Annotated in this window: 16 protein-coding genes and 2 tRNA genes; 13 read left to right on the forward strand and 5 right to left on the reverse strand. The window is 69.2% G+C overall.

The window, feature by feature from the left end; genetic code table 11:
- The first annotated feature begins 38 nt into the window (after window positions 1-38).
- The 4 genes from MNQ95_RS14695 to MNQ95_RS14710 all read left to right on the forward strand — a co-directional run bounded on the left by MNQ95_RS14695 (window position 39) and on the right by MNQ95_RS14710 (window position 4,317).
- Window positions 39-1,112: a M12 family metallopeptidase gene (locus MNQ95_RS14695; RefSeq protein ID WP_162410449.1), complete on the forward strand. Its 1,074-nt coding sequence runs from the start codon at window positions 39-41 to the stop codon at window positions 1,110-1,112.
- Between the two features lie 116 nt (window positions 1,113-1,228).
- A complete protein-coding gene (locus MNQ95_RS14700) occupies window positions 1,229-1,627 on the forward strand; it encodes a heavy metal-responsive transcriptional regulator (protein ID WP_241953319.1) in 399 nt (132 codons plus the stop codon).
- A 122-nt stretch (window positions 1,628-1,749) separates the two neighbouring features.
- Window positions 1,750-4,011 (forward strand): heavy metal translocating P-type ATPase, encoded by a 2,262-nt coding sequence (locus MNQ95_RS14705; protein WP_241954440.1) that lies wholly within the window; start codon window positions 1,750-1,752, stop codon window positions 4,009-4,011.
- 12 nt (window positions 4,012-4,023) lie between these two features.
- Window positions 4,024-4,317 carry a hypothetical protein gene (locus MNQ95_RS14710; RefSeq protein WP_241953320.1) on the forward strand — a complete coding sequence of 98 codons (294 nt, stop codon included), beginning with the start codon at window positions 4,024-4,026 and terminating at the stop codon, window positions 4,315-4,317.
- A gap of 76 nt (window positions 4,318-4,393) precedes the next feature.
- On the opposite strand, the gene MNQ95_RS14715 is transcribed toward MNQ95_RS14710, so the two are convergent.
- The 4 genes from MNQ95_RS14715 to MNQ95_RS14730 form a co-directional block, all read right to left on the reverse strand.
- Window positions 4,394-4,469, reverse strand: a tRNA-Glu gene (locus tag MNQ95_RS14715).
- 38 nt (window positions 4,470-4,507) lie between these two features.
- Window positions 4,508-4,583: transfer RNA gene (locus tag MNQ95_RS14720), tRNA-Ala, on the reverse strand.
- Window positions 4,584-4,679: 96 nt separating this feature from the next.
- Window positions 4,680-5,417 (reverse strand): sulfurtransferase, encoded by a 738-nt coding sequence (locus MNQ95_RS14725; RefSeq protein ID WP_241953321.1) that lies wholly within the window; start codon window positions 5,415-5,417, stop codon window positions 4,680-4,682.
- 106 nt (window positions 5,418-5,523) lie between these two features.
- On the reverse strand, window positions 5,524-5,877 hold the full coding sequence (locus MNQ95_RS14730) for a DUF6164 family protein (protein WP_162410445.1): 354 nt from the start codon (window positions 5,875-5,877) through the stop codon (window positions 5,524-5,526).
- An 89-nt stretch (window positions 5,878-5,966) separates the two neighbouring features.
- Between MNQ95_RS14730 and MNQ95_RS14735 the strand changes: the two genes are divergently transcribed.
- Entirely contained in the window at window positions 5,967-6,401 is a 435-nt protein-coding gene (locus tag MNQ95_RS14735) for an FKBP-type peptidyl-prolyl cis-trans isomerase (RefSeq protein ID WP_238390357.1), read from the forward strand.
- An 8-nt stretch (window positions 6,402-6,409) separates the two neighbouring features.
- Window positions 6,410-7,678, forward strand: a complete 1,269-nt coding sequence (locus MNQ95_RS14740) for a TIGR03862 family flavoprotein (RefSeq protein WP_241953322.1) — start codon at window positions 6,410-6,412, stop codon at window positions 7,676-7,678.
- A gap of 1 nt (window position 7,679) precedes the next feature.
- Here the strand turns inward: MNQ95_RS14740 and MNQ95_RS14745 are convergent, their stop codons facing one another.
- Window positions 7,680-8,270, reverse strand: a complete 591-nt coding sequence (locus MNQ95_RS14745; protein ID WP_241953323.1) for a DUF6151 family protein — start codon at window positions 8,268-8,270, stop codon at window positions 7,680-7,682.
- Window positions 8,271-8,414: 144 nt separating this feature from the next.
- Between MNQ95_RS14745 and MNQ95_RS14750 the strand changes: the two genes are divergently transcribed.
- The 7 genes from MNQ95_RS14750 to MNQ95_RS14780 are packed head-to-tail and all read left to right on the forward strand — an operon-like array spanning window position 8,415 to window position 14,358.
- Complete coding sequence (locus tag MNQ95_RS14750) at window positions 8,415-9,155, forward strand: flagellar motor protein (RefSeq protein ID WP_162410442.1); 741 nt, start codon at window positions 8,415-8,417, stop codon at window positions 9,153-9,155.
- Window positions 9,156-9,167: 12 nt separating this feature from the next.
- Window positions 9,168-10,118 (forward strand): flagellar motor protein MotD, encoded by a 951-nt coding sequence (gene motD, locus MNQ95_RS14755; RefSeq protein ID WP_425605678.1) that lies wholly within the window; start codon window positions 9,168-9,170, stop codon window positions 10,116-10,118.
- 15 nt (window positions 10,119-10,133) lie between these two features.
- Window positions 10,134-10,922, forward strand: a complete 789-nt coding sequence (locus MNQ95_RS14760) for a ParA family protein (protein ID WP_162410440.1) — start codon at window positions 10,134-10,136, stop codon at window positions 10,920-10,922.
- Window positions 10,919-11,614 (forward strand): chemotaxis protein CheW, encoded by a 696-nt coding sequence (locus MNQ95_RS14765; RefSeq protein ID WP_425605679.1) that lies wholly within the window; start codon window positions 10,919-10,921, stop codon window positions 11,612-11,614. Before MNQ95_RS14760 ends, MNQ95_RS14765 begins: the two co-directional genes overlap by 4 nt.
- Before the next feature lie 52 nt (window positions 11,615-11,666).
- The gene (locus MNQ95_RS14770) at window positions 11,667-11,990 is read left to right on the forward strand and encodes an STAS domain-containing protein (RefSeq protein ID WP_241953324.1); all 324 of its coding nucleotides are present in this window, start codon (window positions 11,667-11,669) and stop codon (window positions 11,988-11,990) included.
- Window positions 11,987-12,352 carry a response regulator gene (locus MNQ95_RS14775; RefSeq protein WP_162375500.1) on the forward strand — a complete coding sequence of 122 codons (366 nt, stop codon included), beginning with the start codon at window positions 11,987-11,989 and terminating at the stop codon, window positions 12,350-12,352. Before MNQ95_RS14770 ends, MNQ95_RS14775 begins: the two co-directional genes overlap by 4 nt.
- Window positions 12,353-12,384: 32 nt before the next feature.
- Window positions 12,385-14,358, forward strand: coding sequence for a chemotaxis protein CheA (locus tag MNQ95_RS14780; RefSeq protein ID WP_162410436.1), 1,974 nt, complete (start codon window positions 12,385-12,387; stop codon window positions 14,356-14,358).
- The last annotated feature ends 183 nt before the right edge of the window (window positions 14,359-14,541 follow it).

Consider the following 14,541-nt stretch of genomic DNA (forward strand, 5'->3'; position numbering starts at 1 on the left):
AAACCGTCGTAGAGGCTTCCATGGGCCGCCATACCTGCATGATCTGTTCCCCTTTCGTCCCCGGCCTGACCCAGGCCGGCAGCGTGCGCGACATGGCCGATGACCTGGCCAGCCAGGAGCGCGTCGACAACGTGCGCGTCACGCCGCTGCGTGTCGGCACCGGGCGCACGCGTGCCGCGGTGGAGCGCCTGAAACTCTGGGAGAACGGCCGGATCCTGCGCATCCGCTTCCTCGATGGCCTGCCCGAAGTGCAGGCGCGCGTGCGCGAAATCGCGAAGGAATGGGAGGCGCTGGCCAACCTGGAACTGCGCTTCGTCGACAGCGGTGCGTCGCAGATCCGGATCAGCTTCGCCGAGAAGGATTTCTCCTGGTCGACCGTGGGCACCGACGCGCTCACCGTTCCTTCTTCCGAGGCGACGATGAACTACGGCTGGCTCGAACCCGGCACCGCGTTGCGCGAGTACCAGCGCGTGGTCCGGCACGAATTCGGCCATGCGCTGGGCATGATCCACGAACACCAGAATCCGGCCGCCTCCGGGCGCATTCCCTGGGACCGGCCCAAGGTTTACGCGTACTACGCGCAGCAGGGCTGGAACCGTGCCGACGTGGACCACAACATCTTCGCCGTCTACGACGAGGACAGCACCAACCACAGTGCGTTCGATCCGGACTCGATCATGCAGTACGCGGTGCCCGATTCGCTGACCGTGGGTTCGTACGCGATCGGCTGGAATACCGTGTTCTCGCCGACCGACATCGAATTCATGCGCCGGCAGTACCCACGCAACGTGGCGCCCATCAGCGAGCTGCAGGCCGGCGGGCCGCGTCTTGAAACCGACCTGGCCACGGCCGGCGAAGTGGACAGTTTCCATTTCCAGGTCGCGCAGCCCGGCACTTTCATCATGACCACCGAGGGTCCGACCGATACCGTGCTGACCCTGCACGGCCCGAACGACCGCGGCGCCGTCCTGGCATGGAACGACGACCTGGGGCGTGGCCTCAACGCCCGCATCGTGCGCAAGCTCCACCCCGGCGAGTACTGGCTTACCGTCCGGCACAAGCGCGCTTCGGCCACGGGAAGGTACAGTATCGGGATCAAACTTCGCGCATAATATTATTGTTAATCAATTATTTATCGATACTTGTTAAAGTGAATTGACGCAAGACTTGACCCTTGAGGGCGCTCAAGGGTTGAGACTACCCGCATGGATCAACGCGGGTTTGAACGATGAACATCGGCCAGCTGGCGCGCCAGACGGGCGTGCCGATCGACACCATCCGCTTCTACGAACGCGAGCGGGTGTTGCCCACGCCCCACCGCAGCGCCAACGGCTACCGCCACTACGGACCGGCCGACACGCAGCGGCTGGGATTCGTACGCCGGGCCAAGGAGCTGGGTTTCGCCCTGGACGAAATCCGTGGACTGCTCGCCCTGAGCGATGCGCGCAATGCCGACATGGCCAGCGTGCGCAGCGCCGCCCAGGTGAAGCTCGAGCTCATCCAGCAACGCATCTGCGAACTGGAGCGCGTCCGCGATGCGTTGCGCGGGCTGGTGGACTCGTGCCCAGGGCACGGGGAACTCGGCGACTGCCCGATCATGTCCGCGCTGGCGGGGGCCGTCGATTGAACACCCATTCCCATACCCACGAAGCGGCACCCAACGCGACAGGCAGCTGTTGCCACTCACCCCACCCGACCCATGAAGGCGCGCCGGTCGCCGGGGAGAGCATCGTCGATCCGGTCTGCGGAATGACCGTCGACCCGCGACGCTCACCCCACCAGGCCAGCCACGACGGCATCACCTGGCACTTCTGCTCGGCCCGCTGCCAGGAGCGATTCCTCGCCGACCCACAACGCTACCTCGCGCCATCCGCCTCTGCGGATGCGCCCATGGCACCTGCCGGAACCCCGTACACCTGCCCGATGCACCCGGAGATTGTCCGCGACGGACCGGCAACCTGTCCGATCTGCGGCATGGCGCTGGAGCCGGTCGTGCCGGGCCTGGACGACGGCGAGAACCCGGAGCTGGTCGACTTCCGCCGGCGCTTCCTGGTGTCGCTGCCGCTGACCGCGGCCACCATGCTGCTGGCGATGGCGGGGCATCTGCTTCATGGCCTGTCCGCCAGCACGCGGACCTGGCTGGAGCTGGCCCTGGCCACGCCGGTCGTGCTGTGGGCCGGCTGGCCGTTCCTGCAGCGCTGGGCCGCCTCGCTGGCGACCCGCAACCCGAACATGTGGACGCTGATCGGAACCGGCGTGCTGGCCGCGTATCTCTACAGCGTGGTCGCCACGCTCGTTCCCGGCTGGTTTCCGCTGGCCTTCCACGAACATGGACGCGTCGGCGTCTACTTCGAAGCCGCCGCGACCATCGTTTCGCTGACCCTGCTCGGCCAGTTGCTCGAACTCAAGGCCCGCTCGCGCACGTCCTCGGCGATCCGCGCGCTGCTCGAGCTGGCCCCGGCGATGGCGCGCCGCCTGCACGAAGACGGCAGCGAAGAGGACGTGCCGCTGGCGCAGGTGCGGACCGGCGATCGCCTGCGGGTGCGTCCCGGCGAGAAGGTGCCGGCCGATGGCGTGGTGATCGAGGGCCGCTCGCACGTGGACGAATCGATGCTCACCGGCGAGGCCATGCCGGTCGCCAAGAGCACGGGTGATGCCGTCGTGGGCGCCACGCTCAACGGCAACGGCGCCCTCGTTGTCCGCGCCACGCGGGTCGGCGAAGCAAGCGTGCTGGCGCGGATCGTGCAGCTGGTCGCGCAGGCGCAACGCACGCGCGCACCCATGCAGAAGCTGGCCGACCGCGCCTCGTTCTGGTTCGTCCTCGCCGTGATCGGCGTCGCCGCCATCGCCTTCCTTGCCTGGGGCCTGTTCGGCCCGGAACCGTCATGGACCCGGGCGTTGCTGCACGCGATTTCGGTGCTGATCATCGCCTGCCCCTGCGCGCTGGGACTGGCCACGCCGATGTCGGTGATGGTCGCCACCGGGCGCGCGGCGCAGGCCGGCGTGCTGTTCCGTGATGCCGAAGCGATCGAGCGCCTGCGCCAGGTCGACACCGTGGTGGTCGACAAGACCGGCACGCTCACGCGGGGCCGGCCGGAGTTCCGCGACGCCGTCGCACTGCCGGGCTACGACGCCGGGCGCGTGCTGCAGCTGGCCGCCAGCCTGGATGCCGGCAGCGAACACCCGCTGGCCCATGCGATCGTCGCTGAAGCGCGTAGACGCGGCCTCTCGCTGTCGCCCGCCAGCGAGTTCGAATCCGGAACCGGCACCGGGGTACGAGGTCGCGTGGATGGCCACGACCTGCTGCTCGGATCTCCGGCCCTGATGCGGCTCGAAGCGGTCGACTTCCCCGACCTGGACGCGCAAGCCGCTTTCTTGCGGGACGAGGGTGCAAGCGTCGTGTTCCTGGCCATCGACGGACGCGCCGCGGGCATGCTCGCCGTCTCCGATCCGGTCAAGGACAGCACGCCCGAAGCGATCGCGCGCCTGCATGCGGCAGGCCTGCGCGTGGTCATGGCCAGCGGCGACGGCGTCGCCACCGCACGGGCGGTGGGCCGGAAGCTGGGCATCGACCAGGTGCATGGCGAGATGACGCCGGCCGGCAAGGTCGCCCTGCTCCGCCAACTGCAGGACCAGGGCCGGCGCGTGGCGATGGCCGGCGACGGCATCAACGATGCCCCAGCACTGGCTGCAGCCGACATCGGCATCGCGATGGGCACCGGCACCGACGTGGCCATGTCCAGCGCGCAGGTGACCCTGGTCAAGGGCGACCTGCGCGGTATCGCCGACGCGATCGCCATCTCGGCGACCACGGTGCGCAACATGCGCCAGAACCTGGGCTTCGCCTTCCTCTACAACGCGCTGGGCGTGCCGATTGCGGCAGGTGCGCTCTATCCATTCACCGGCATGGTCATGTCGCCGATGCTCGCCGCTCTGGCGATGAGCCTGAGCTCGGTATCCGTGGTCGGCAACGCATTGCGGCTGCGATTCAGCGGCCGGAAAGCCTGGTGAGCCTCGCGTCGGATGAATGGCTGCCTGGAACCGCTGCAGGTGAACGCATCACGCAAAGCTAGCGATCGCTCCACTCGTGCTTTACCGGCCGTGCCGGATGCTGTCCACGCGGTCGATCAGGCCGCGCGTTGGAACCGCACGATCATGAAGAACCAGAAAAACCAGAACGATCAGCAACGCCAGCACCCGAAGCCCGAGCCCGACCAGAACCGCCAGCAGCAGCAATGGCAGGATCCGGAAGGCCAGAAGGGTCACAACCCGCAGCAGCGTCCGCAGCAGGACGAACAGCACAAGCAGCAGCGCTGACCCATGCCTCGATGACCCGCTCCGGGCATCGCCAAAAGAAAACGGGCCCGCATTTCTGCGGGCCCGTCTGCTTGTATGGCGTCCCCACGGGGATTCGAACCCCGGTCGCTACCGTGAAAGGGTAATGTCCTAGGCCTCTAGACGATGGGGACGTGTTACCTGGTCGCTCTTCCGCCCGAAGGCGAGAATTTGGTGGAGCCAGCCGGGATCGAACCGGCGACCTCTTGCATGCCATGCAAGCGCTCTCCCAGCTGAGCTATGGCCCCACGAGCTGAGGAGCGAAATTGTATGCAGCCTTTGAGGGACGCGCAAGCCTTCCCGTGAATTTTCTTCAGGCCCGGTCGCGCCGGCGGGTTCGCCGGTCACTCCACCTGCGGGCGCAGTTGCGGATCCAGCGCCACGCGCTCGTCGAACACGAAGCAGTTGCCCTCGTAGCCCAGCCCACCGACCTGCTCGAAGTAGTTGAGGATTCCACCTTCGAGCTGCAGCACGTTGTCCATGCCATCCTGGCGCATCCACAGGGCCGCCTTCTCGCAGCGGATGCCGCCGGTGCAGAAACTCACCACGGTTGCATCACGCAGCGCGTCGCGATGCGGGAGCAAGGCGTCCGGCAGTTCGGTAAAGCGGGTGATCGGCAGGGTCAGGGCGCCGGCGAAGGTTCCGTGCTCCACTTCCTGCTGGTTGCGGGTGTCGAGCATGACCACGGCGCGGCCGTTGTCGTCGCGCCCGCCCTGCCCCAGCCAGCGCGCCAGGGTTGCCGGGTCGATCGACGGGGCGCGCCCGTCGACGGCCAGCGGCGTGGCCTGCGGATGGCGGAAGCTGATGATCTCGGGCTTGACCTTGACCTTGAGCTGGGCGAACGGCTGCCGGGTGCTGGCGCTGTATTTGACCTGCAGGCCGGCGAAACGCGGATCGGCGCGCAGCGCATCGACGAACGCATGCAGGGGCTGCTCCTCGCCTGCCAGGAACAGGTTGATGCCTTCGACGGCGACCAGGACCGTCCCCTTGAGCTCCGCCGACCCGGCGGCCTCGTGCAGGTGGTCGGCGAGGCCGCGCGGGTCCTCGACGTGGGTGAAGTGGTAGGCGGCAGCGTTGATCATGGCCCGTATTGTAGGCGCGCGCCCTGCACTGCCCGCTGAGCGGATGCGTCCGTCGCGCCCGGATCACCAGTGCGTCCCAAGGGCTTCGGGCACAAACGGAGGAGGGTCAGCGCAGCAGGAGCCAGGGCAAGGCCAGCATCAGCAGGACGATCGCCACGATGGCCGCGAGCCGGGGCAGCACGTAGCCGGGCCGGCGGCGCAGGAGGTCGATGAACCGCTCGCTCCCGTGCTGGCGGGCGTGTTCCCGGGCCTGTTCGCGCCGGGCCTGCTGGTAGTCGTCGAGCAGGCGCCTGGCCTGCGGATAGGCATCGGCGTCCTGCAGCCACAGGGCGGGTGAGGAAATGCCCCACGGACCGGGAGCGGTTTCATACCACTCGATCGCGTGCGCGGTCAGCAGATCGCGCACCTCGTCGGCCTCGTCGTCGGGCACGTTGCGCAGGTTGAACAGGCGTTTCGTCATGGGCGCATGATACCGGCGCCGCGCCGGCCGGCCGTGCATCGCATCGGTTACCCTTGCCGCCCCTCGAATCGACCCCTGCCATGCGCCGCATCCCCGCCCTGCTCTGCCTGCTTTCAGTCCTTTTTCTGTCCGCCTGCCAGGCCGACCAGGGTCCGCCACCCGGCGGCAGCGTGGCCGAGCTGCAGCGCGTCGACGAGCAGGTCGGCAGCGGCGCCGTCGCCACCGCCGGCAGCGACGTGACCGTGCATTACACCGGCTGGCTGTACGACGAAGGCGCGGCCGACAAGCGCGGCGCGAAGTTCGACAGTTCCCGCGACCGCGGCGAGCCGTTCACCTTCCTGCTCGGCGCCGGCCAGGTGATCCGCGGCTGGGACGACGGTGTCGCCGGCATGCACGTGGGCGGCACGCGCACGCTGCTGATTCCTTCCTACCTCGCATACGGGCGCAACGGCGCGGGCGGGGTGATACCGCCGGGTGCATCGCTCGTCTTCGAAGTCGAACTGGTCGACGTCAGGCCGCACTGAGCACGGACATGCCGGTACAGGATCCACCGTCAGGCGTCGAAGCACTGCCCGGCATCGCGATCGTCGGCGGCGGCCCGGCCGGGCTGATGGCCGCCGAGGTCGCGCGCGCGGCAGGCGTGGAAGTGGATCTGTTCGAAGCCAAGGGCTCGGTCGGGCGCAAGTTCCTGATCGCCGGCAAGGGCGGCCTCAACCTGACCCACGCCGAACCGATGCCCGGCTTCGGCGCGCGCTACGGCCTGCGCCGGGACGCGGTCGGGGCCTGGTTGCGCGACCTGGGCCCGGACGAGCTGCGCCAATGGGCGCGCGGGCTGGGCGTGGAAACCTATGTCGGCACGTCCGACCGCGTATTCCCGCTGGACCGCAAGGCCGCGCCGCTGTTGCGCGGCTGGGTCCGCAGGCTCAAGGACCAGGGCGTTCGCTTCCATGTCCAGCACCGGTGGCTGGGGTGGGACGAGAGCGGCACGTCGCTGCGTTTCGAGACCCCTGCGGGGATCCGCCGACTGCGCGCCGGCGCGACCGTGCTGGCGCTGGGGGGCGGCAGCTGGCCGCAACTGGGTTCCGACGGTGCCTGGGTCGCCGCCCTGCAGGATCGCGGCATCGATGTCGCGCCGCTGCTGCCGAGCAACTGCGGTTTCGACGTCGGCTGGAGCAGCCACTTTGCCGCGCGGCATGCCGGTGCCCCGCTCAAGCCGGTCGTGGCTTACCGGCGCGACGCAGCCGGTGTCGAACACGCGCTGCAGGGCGAATGCGTGGCGACATCGACCGGCATCGAGGGCAGCCTGGTCTATGCACTCTCCGTGCCGTTGCGCGATGCCATCGCCCGCGACGGACAGACGACCTTGTGGCTGGACCTCGTACCGGGTCGGACGCTGGAGCGCCTGAGTGCCGACCTGGCCAAACCCCGCAACGGCCGCAGCCTCAGCGAACACCTGCGACGCCAGGCGGGTATCGAGGGCGTCAAGGCCGCGCTACTGCGGGAAGTACTGGACGCCGATGCGCTCGCGGACATGCAACGGATTGCCGCCACGCTCAAGCGCCTGCCACTGGCGCTGCGTCGCCCCCGCCCGATCGACGAAGCGATCAGCAGTGGCGGTGGCGTGCGCCTGGAGGCCCTCGACGAAGGGCTGATGTCGCGGGAGCTGCCCGGCGTGTTCTGCGCCGGCGAGATGCTGGACTGGGAAGCCCCGACCGGCGGCTACCTGCTCACCGCCTGCTTCGCAAGCGGCCAGCGTGCGGGTCTCGCCGCCGCGCGCTGGTGCCGCGAGTCCAGGCAGTAGCTCACGAAGAACCGCCACGGCGCAGCGCGTCACGCTGCTCGCGGCTGATCACTTCCGGTTCGCGCGACGGCCTGCCCTGCCCATCGAAGAACGGCGCACCCGCGCGCCGGCCACGCAGGCGCGACGCGATGACCGGCCCGAAGATGTGCAGGCCGCACAGCAGCAAGCGCAGGGGCGATGACTTGACGGGGGCGGTGGCCGAACCGGTGTTCACGGCGACCCGGTCGCGCGGCCCCAGCGCCGCGTCGAGCGCTGCGGGGACCACGGCCACGCAGGACACCACGCCGGTGTAATACAGCTTCGGATCGCGCGAGGTGTTGGCCAGGGGCGTGCGACAGCAGGCCGCATACCAGCGCAGCAGGCCTTTGGGCCCCATCGACATGCATGCCAGGTGCTCGCTGCCGGCCGTGATGCGCAGCCCGTCCGGAGCGATCGCCACGATATCGGTTCCGCCACGGGAATCCAGCACCCCGGCCTGGCCCAGGAAGCGCGCGAATGCCTGGCAATCGCGGCAGTAGCAGGTGGCGCGGGCGTAGGTGCGGGCCGGATCCAGCTCGCCCCGCACCTGCCCGCAGCGGCAGGCGAGTTCCATGACCATGAATCCTTCTCCCTTGCATGCCCTGCGCCGTGCAGCGCGTCGTTGCGCGCAGGTTACCGCTTGCCGTCGCAGCCGCCGAACACCCCGCGCCGACCGATCCCGGCTCAAGTCCCCCGGACCCATGCCGATACGGGTCCCATGGACATCCTCAGCCTCGTCGGTCTACTGCTCGCACTGGTCGCGCTGGTTGGCGGCAGCATCCTCAAGGGTGCCGGGCTCGGCTCCCTGTGGTCTTCGGCCGCGTTCGTCATCGTCATCGTCGGCACGATCGCGGCGATCTTCGTGCATACGCCGCCGACCGTGTTCAAACGGGCGCTGCGCATCGCCAGCTGGATCCTGAAGCCGCCGGCCGCCGATCGCGAGACGCTGATGGCGCAGATCCTGGAGTGGAGCAACATCGCCCGCCGCCAGGGCCTGCTGGGCCTGGAGCAGCAGGTGGCCGAGCAGGACGACCCGTTCCTGAAGAAGGGCCTGCAGATGCTGGTCGACGGTGTCGAACCCGAACAGATCCGGCACATGCTCGAGATCGACCTGGACGGCCAGGAGCACCAGGACCTTGCCGCCGCCAAGGTGTTCGAGGGCATGGGCATCTATGCGCCGACCCTGGGCATCATCGGCGCGGTGTTCGGCCTGATCGCGGTGATGAAGAACCTCGCCGATCCGAGCAAGCTGGGCCACGGCATCGCCGCCGCGTTCACCGCGACCATCTACGGCATCGCCTCGGCCAACCTGTTCTTCCTGCCGGTGGCCGCCAAGCTCAAGAGCGTGATCGCCCGCCGCACCGGCGAGCGCGAGATGATCATCGAGGGAATCATCGCCATCGCCCAGGGCGAGAATCCGCGCAACATCGAATCCAAGCTCGCCGGCTTCCTGCACTGAGGCCCGACGTCGATGGCCCGGAGGAAGAAGCACGAGGAACACGGCAACCACGAGGCCTGGGCGATCCCCTACGCCGACCTGATGACGTTGCTGCTGGCCTTCTTCGTGGTCATGTATGCGATTTCCTCGCTCAACGAGGGCAAGTACCGGGTCATGGCCGACGCGTTGAACGCGGCGTTCGGCGGCGCACCCCGCACGATCAACCCGGTGCACGTGGGCAACCAGCAACTGCAGGGCGCCGACTTCGACCGGCCATCGCCGATGAAGTCCGGCGCCAAGCAGGGCCCGTCCGCACCCTCGCCCGCACCCAACCCCACCCTGCTGCCTTCGCTGGCCTCGCACCTGCGCACCGGCCAGCCGATGGACGTGGCCAACGCCGACGCCGTGCGCCGGGCGCGGCGCCAGCTGGGCGACATCGCCACCCAGATGGAAAGCGCGCTGGCCTCGCTGGTCGAAGCCAAGCTGATCACGATCAAGCGTTCGGACCTGTGGCTGGAAGTGGAGATCAACAGCGACATCCTGTTCGACACCGGCTCGGCGAGCCTGGACCTGTCCGCGCGCGGCGTGCTGGCCAAGCTGGCCGCCGTGCTGCACGACACGCCCAACCCGGTGCGGGTGGAGGGCTACACCGACAACCGGCCGATCAATACCGTGCAATTCCCGTCCAACTGGGAACTGTCGGCCGCCCGCGCGGCGAGCGTGGTCCACCTGTTCGCCAGCCAGGGCGTCGCCCAGCCAAGGCTGGCGATGGTCGGCTACGGCGAGTACCGGCCACGCGCGGACAACCAGTCCGAGGAAGGCCGCAACCGCAACCGGCGCGTCGTCCTGATCGTGCTTGCCAGCCCCGACGACGACACCCGGCCGCAGGATGCGGTCAAGACCGTGGCATCGGCGCCGATAACCGCAGTGGCCCCGGCACCCGTCGCGGGCAGCGGCCTGGTGCCGGTGGGCGCCAACCCCTAGGACAAGGACTGAACGATGCGCGTATGGGCGATCGCCAACCAGAAAGGTGGTGTGGGAAAAACCACCTCCACCCTGGCCCTGGGCCGAGGCCTGGCCTTGCGCGGTGAGCGCGTGCTGCTGGTCGACCTGGACCCCCATTCCTCGCTGACCCGCGCGTTCGGCATCCCCGCCGATCCGGCGCCGGAGGGCGTCCTGGAACTGTTCGCCACCCCGCCGCAGCCGCTGGCGGCGCTGGCGCGCCCCAGTGCCATCCCCAACCTGGCCTACGTCTGCGCGCAGACCGCGCTGGCCACGCTGGAACGCCGCAGCGCCAACCAGCCCGGCCTGGGCCTGGCCCTGTCGCAGGCGCTCACGCGCCACGCCGGGCAGCACGATTACGTGCTGCTGGATTGCCCGCCGACGCTGGGATTGCTGATGATCAACGCGCTGGCCGCGGCCGATCGCGTGGTCATCCCGACCCAGGCCGAACCGCTGGCCCTGCACGGGCTGGCGGGCATGCGCCGCACCGCGGAGATGGTCGAGCGCTCGCGCCGGCGCCCGTTGCCGGTGTCGGTCCTGCCCACCCTCTACGACCGCCGCACCCGCGCCGGCCAGGACGCGCTGCGCAAGATGCAGGAAGACCACGGTGAGCGCGTGTGGGAAGACGCGATCCCGGTCGATACGCGGCTGTGCAACGCCGAACAGCTGGTGCAGCCGGTTGGCGAGGAAGGCGGCTATCCGGGTCGCGCGCTGTCCAGCTACCGCCGCGCGCTGGAATGGATCCTGGCCAGCGATGGCGAACAGGCGCTGGAGCGTGCCGCATGATCCCGGCCGCCGCCCTCGACGATTACCTCGACGAACTGCTGGTGCTCGCGCCGGCGGACGAACACAAGCCCATCGAGCCGGCCCCGCTGCCTGTCGCACCGGCACCGGCGCCGCCCCGGCTCGCGCCGATGCCGCCGCGCACGCCAGTCCAGCCGGCACCGATCCCGATCCCGAGGATTGCGGCGGCTCCGGCCGCCTCGCTCGAGCCCGAGGAACCGGTCTCCTCCCACTCCCACCGCCGCGCCGCCGACCGCAGTTCGCGCTGGCTGCGGCTGCGCTGCGCCAACCAGGCCTACGGCCTGGAGCTGCTGAAGGTGCAGGAGGTCGTGCTGGCCACCCCGCTCCTGCCGCTGCGCGGCACGCCGCCGGCGATGCTCGGCGTCATGAACCTGCGCGGCCAGGTGGTGCCGGTGATGGACCTGGGCGTGCACCTGGGCCAGGCAGCGCAGCCGGGCACGGGCGCCACCCGGATCGTGGTGCTGGAGGAGAAAGGCGAAACCCTGGGCCTGCGCGTGTCGGCCGTGGAGGACGTCGTCAACCTCACCGACCACCAGATCGAACCGCCGGACAGCAACCGCGCCGGCCGCATCCACAGCGACCTGTTCCGCGGCATCGCCCGGCAGTCGGCCGAGCCGGTGATCCTGCTCGACGCCTCGCAACTGCTCGTGCCCACCGGCGCGGCCGCGCACTAAAGGTCGAGCCATGCCAGCCGCTACCAGTTGCAATCCCAATTCCGGAGACGCGATGAACACCGTGTCCCTAGGCGACGACCTCGGCATCGAAGCCAGCGCCGACCTGAAACAACGCCTGTCCGCGCACCTGGAAGACCCTGCGCTGGCGCTTGACGGCAGTGCGGTCAAGCGCGTGCACACGGCCGCGATGCAGGTGCTGTGCGCGTTCTTCCTCAGCCGCGGCGAGCAGGGCCGCCAGACCGAACTGGCCTCCTGCAGCGACGCGCTGCGCGATGCCGCCCGCCTGCTGGGCCTGTCCACGCAGCTGGGCCTGGCCACAAACGAATCGTCCGGCGACGGACAGCAACTGAAGCAACCCGTGGAGAACCCCGCATGAGCGCACGCATTCTGGTGGTGGACGATTCGGCCTCGATGCGCCAGATGGTCTCCTTCGCCCTCACCTCCGCCGGCTTCGCCGTGGACGAGGCCGAGGACGGCCAGGTCGCACTGGGCCGCGCGCAGGGCCAGCGCTTCAACGCGGTGGTGACCGACGTGAACATGCCGAACATGGACGGGATCTCGCTGATCCGCGCGCTGCGCGGCCTGCCCGACTACCGCTTCACCCCGATGCTGATGCTGACCACCGAATCGGCGGCCGACAAGAAGGCCGAAGGCAAGGCCGCCGGCGCCACCGGCTGGCTGGTCAAGCCGTTCAACCCCGAGCAGCTGGTCGCCACCGTCCAGAAAGTCCTCGGTTGACTCCCGCCGTACCCCATACCGAGCGCGTCGCCATGAGCATGGACCTGCAACGCTTCCACGCCACCTACTTCGAAGAGAGCCGCGAAGGCCTCGATGCGATGGAGGCCGGCCTGCTCGCCCTCGAAGGCGGCAGCCTGGATCCGGAGGTGGTCAACTCGGTGTTCCGCGCCGCGCACTCGATCAAGGGCGGTGCGGCGACGTTCGGCTTCGACAAGATGACCGCGCTGACCCACGTGCTGGAGACGCTGCTGGACGAGATCCGCTCCGGCAAGCGCGCACTCGCGGCCAGCGCGGTGGACGCGATGCTCGGTTCGGTCGACGTGCTGCGCGCACTGCTGGCCGAATCCGAGCACGGCAAGCCGGCCGATCCGGTCGCGGTCGCCGCGGTCCACGCGCGCCTGGGGCAGGAACTGGGCGGCAGCGGCGAAACGAAGGCCGCAGCCAGGGTCGATGCCGAGCCCGAAGGCTGGGACATCGCCTTCTCGCCGGCGCCGTCGCTGTTCATGAGCGGCAACGATCCGCTGCGCATCCTGCGCGAGCTCGAGCACCTCGGCCCGCTGGACGTGGCCGCCCGGCTCGAGCGCCTGCCCGCCTTCGCCCAGCTTGACCCGCTGGAAGCCTGCATCGCATGGGACCTTGGCCTGCAGGCCAAGGTGCCGCGCAGCGCGATCGACGACGTGTTCGCCTGGGTGGTGGACGACTGCACGCTGGATATCCAGCCGCAGCCAGCCGTCGCGGCCGTCGCGGTTGCCACCGCGGCGGTCGCGGCGGCCCCTGCCCCCGCGCCCGCCACCACCGGCACTGCGGCTGCGGCACCGTCCGCGGCTGCCGCCGAAGCGGAGAGTTCGATCCGGGTCAGCGTCGACAAGGTCGATGCGCTGATCAACCTCGTCGGCGAGCTGGTCATCACCCAGGCCATGCTCAAGCAGGTCAGTGGCGGACTGGATCCGGGACTGTCCGAACGCCTCACCGCCGGGCTTGAACTGCTCGAACGCAACACCCGTGACCTGCAGGAAGCGGTGATCGGCGTGCGCATGCTGCCGGTCGATGCGGTGTTCCGTCGCTTCCCGCGCCTGGTCCGCGACCTGTCGGCGCGGCTGGGCAAGCAGGTCCGCCTGCGCACGATTGGCGAAGGCACGGAACTGGACAAGGGCCTGATCGAGAAGATCGCCGATCCGCTCGTGCACCTGGTCCGCAACTCGATCGACCATGGCCTGGAATTGCCCGAGGCACGACGCGCCGCCGGCAAGGACGAGACCGGCACGATCACCCTGGCCGCCTCGCACCAGGGCGGACACATCGTCATCGAAGTCGCCGACGACGGCCGTGGCCTCAACCGCGGACGGATCCTGGAAAAGGCCGCCGAACGCGGCCTGGCGATTCCCGAGAATCCCACCGACGCGCAGGTCTGGGATCTGATCTTCCAGGCCGGCTTCAGCACCGCCGACCAGGTCACCGACCTGTCCGGGCGCGGCGTGGGCATGGACGTGGTCCGTAGCAACATCCAGGCGCTGGGTGGCGAAGTCCAGCTGGAAAGCGGCGAAGGCCGTGGCACCCGCGTGGTGATCCGCCTGCCGCTGACCCTGGCCATCCTCGATGGCATGGTCGTATCCACCGGCGGCGAGATCCTGATCCTGCCGCTCAACCACGTGCTCGAGGCCTTGCAACCGGAAGCCGACGACATCCGCACCGTTGCCGGCGATGGCCGCGTGCTGCGCGTGCGTGGCGAGTACCTGCCGTTGCTGTCGCTTTCCGGCCACTATGGTTTCCAGGATCCGGGCACCGAATCGCTGGTCGTGGTGGTCGAGGGCGACGGACAGAAGCTGGCCCTGGAAGTGGAAGAACTGGTCGGCCAGCAGCAGGTCGTGGTCAAGAACCTGGAACGCAACTACCGGCGCGTGCCCGGCATTTCCGGCGCCACCATCCTGGGCGACGGCCACGTCGCGCTGATCGTGGATGTCGGCGGGCTGGTACGCCTGCGGCACCAGCTGCCGCAGGCTGCCTGATACGACGCAGCCGGACGCGCAAACCGGGACTGTTGACGATGCCCGCCACCTGGCGGGCATCGTCGTTTCCGCCTGTAGCCGCGGGTTTCGCCTCCGCTCCACCAACGTAACGGCCGCGATCGCACGCGGGTTGTCAAGCCTTTGCGTGTCCGGCCGCTAATGGAGAACAACTCCTCGCGCCGT

It is taken from the genome of Pseudoxanthomonas daejeonensis (assembly GCF_022637495.1).
GTDB classification, from domain to species: Bacteria; Pseudomonadota; Gammaproteobacteria; order Xanthomonadales; family Xanthomonadaceae; genus Pseudoxanthomonas; species Pseudoxanthomonas daejeonensis.

Bases quoted from the DNA above. Each gene is read 5' to 3' on its own strand.
- MNQ95_RS14695 (WP_162410449.1), top strand. From the start codon at position 39: ATGATCTGTTCCCCTTTCGTCCCCGGCCTGACCCAGGCCGGCAGCGTG.
- MNQ95_RS14700 (WP_241953319.1), top strand. From the start codon at position 1,229: ATGAACATCGGCCAGCTGGCGCGCCAGACGGGCGTGCCGATCGACACC.
- MNQ95_RS14705 (WP_241954440.1), top strand. From the start codon at position 1,750: ATGACCGTCGACCCGCGACGCTCACCCCACCAGGCCAGCCACGACGGC.
- MNQ95_RS14710 (WP_241953320.1), top strand. From the start codon at position 4,024: ATGAATGGCTGCCTGGAACCGCTGCAGGTGAACGCATCACGCAAAGCT.
- MNQ95_RS14725 (WP_241953321.1), bottom strand. From the start codon at position 5,417: ATGATCAACGCTGCCGCCTACCACTTCACCCACGTCGAGGACCCGCGC.
- MNQ95_RS14730 (WP_162410445.1), bottom strand. From the start codon at position 5,877: ATGACGAAACGCCTGTTCAACCTGCGCAACGTGCCCGACGACGAGGCC.
- MNQ95_RS14740 (WP_241953322.1), top strand. From the start codon at position 6,410: ATGCCGGTACAGGATCCACCGTCAGGCGTCGAAGCACTGCCCGGCATC.
- MNQ95_RS14745 (WP_241953323.1), bottom strand. From the start codon at position 8,270: ATGGAACTCGCCTGCCGCTGCGGGCAGGTGCGGGGCGAGCTGGATCCG.
- MNQ95_RS14750 (WP_162410442.1), top strand. From the start codon at position 8,415: ATGGACATCCTCAGCCTCGTCGGTCTACTGCTCGCACTGGTCGCGCTG.
- motD (WP_425605678.1), top strand. From the start codon at position 9,168: ATGGCCCGGAGGAAGAAGCACGAGGAACACGGCAACCACGAGGCCTGG.
- MNQ95_RS14760 (WP_162410440.1), top strand. From the start codon at position 10,134: ATGCGCGTATGGGCGATCGCCAACCAGAAAGGTGGTGTGGGAAAAACC.
- MNQ95_RS14765 (WP_425605679.1), top strand. From the start codon at position 10,919: ATGATCCCGGCCGCCGCCCTCGACGATTACCTCGACGAACTGCTGGTG.
- MNQ95_RS14770 (WP_241953324.1), top strand. From the start codon at position 11,667: ATGAACACCGTGTCCCTAGGCGACGACCTCGGCATCGAAGCCAGCGCC.
- MNQ95_RS14775 (WP_162375500.1), top strand. From the start codon at position 11,987: ATGAGCGCACGCATTCTGGTGGTGGACGATTCGGCCTCGATGCGCCAG.
- MNQ95_RS14780 (WP_162410436.1), top strand. From the start codon at position 12,385: ATGAGCATGGACCTGCAACGCTTCCACGCCACCTACTTCGAAGAGAGC.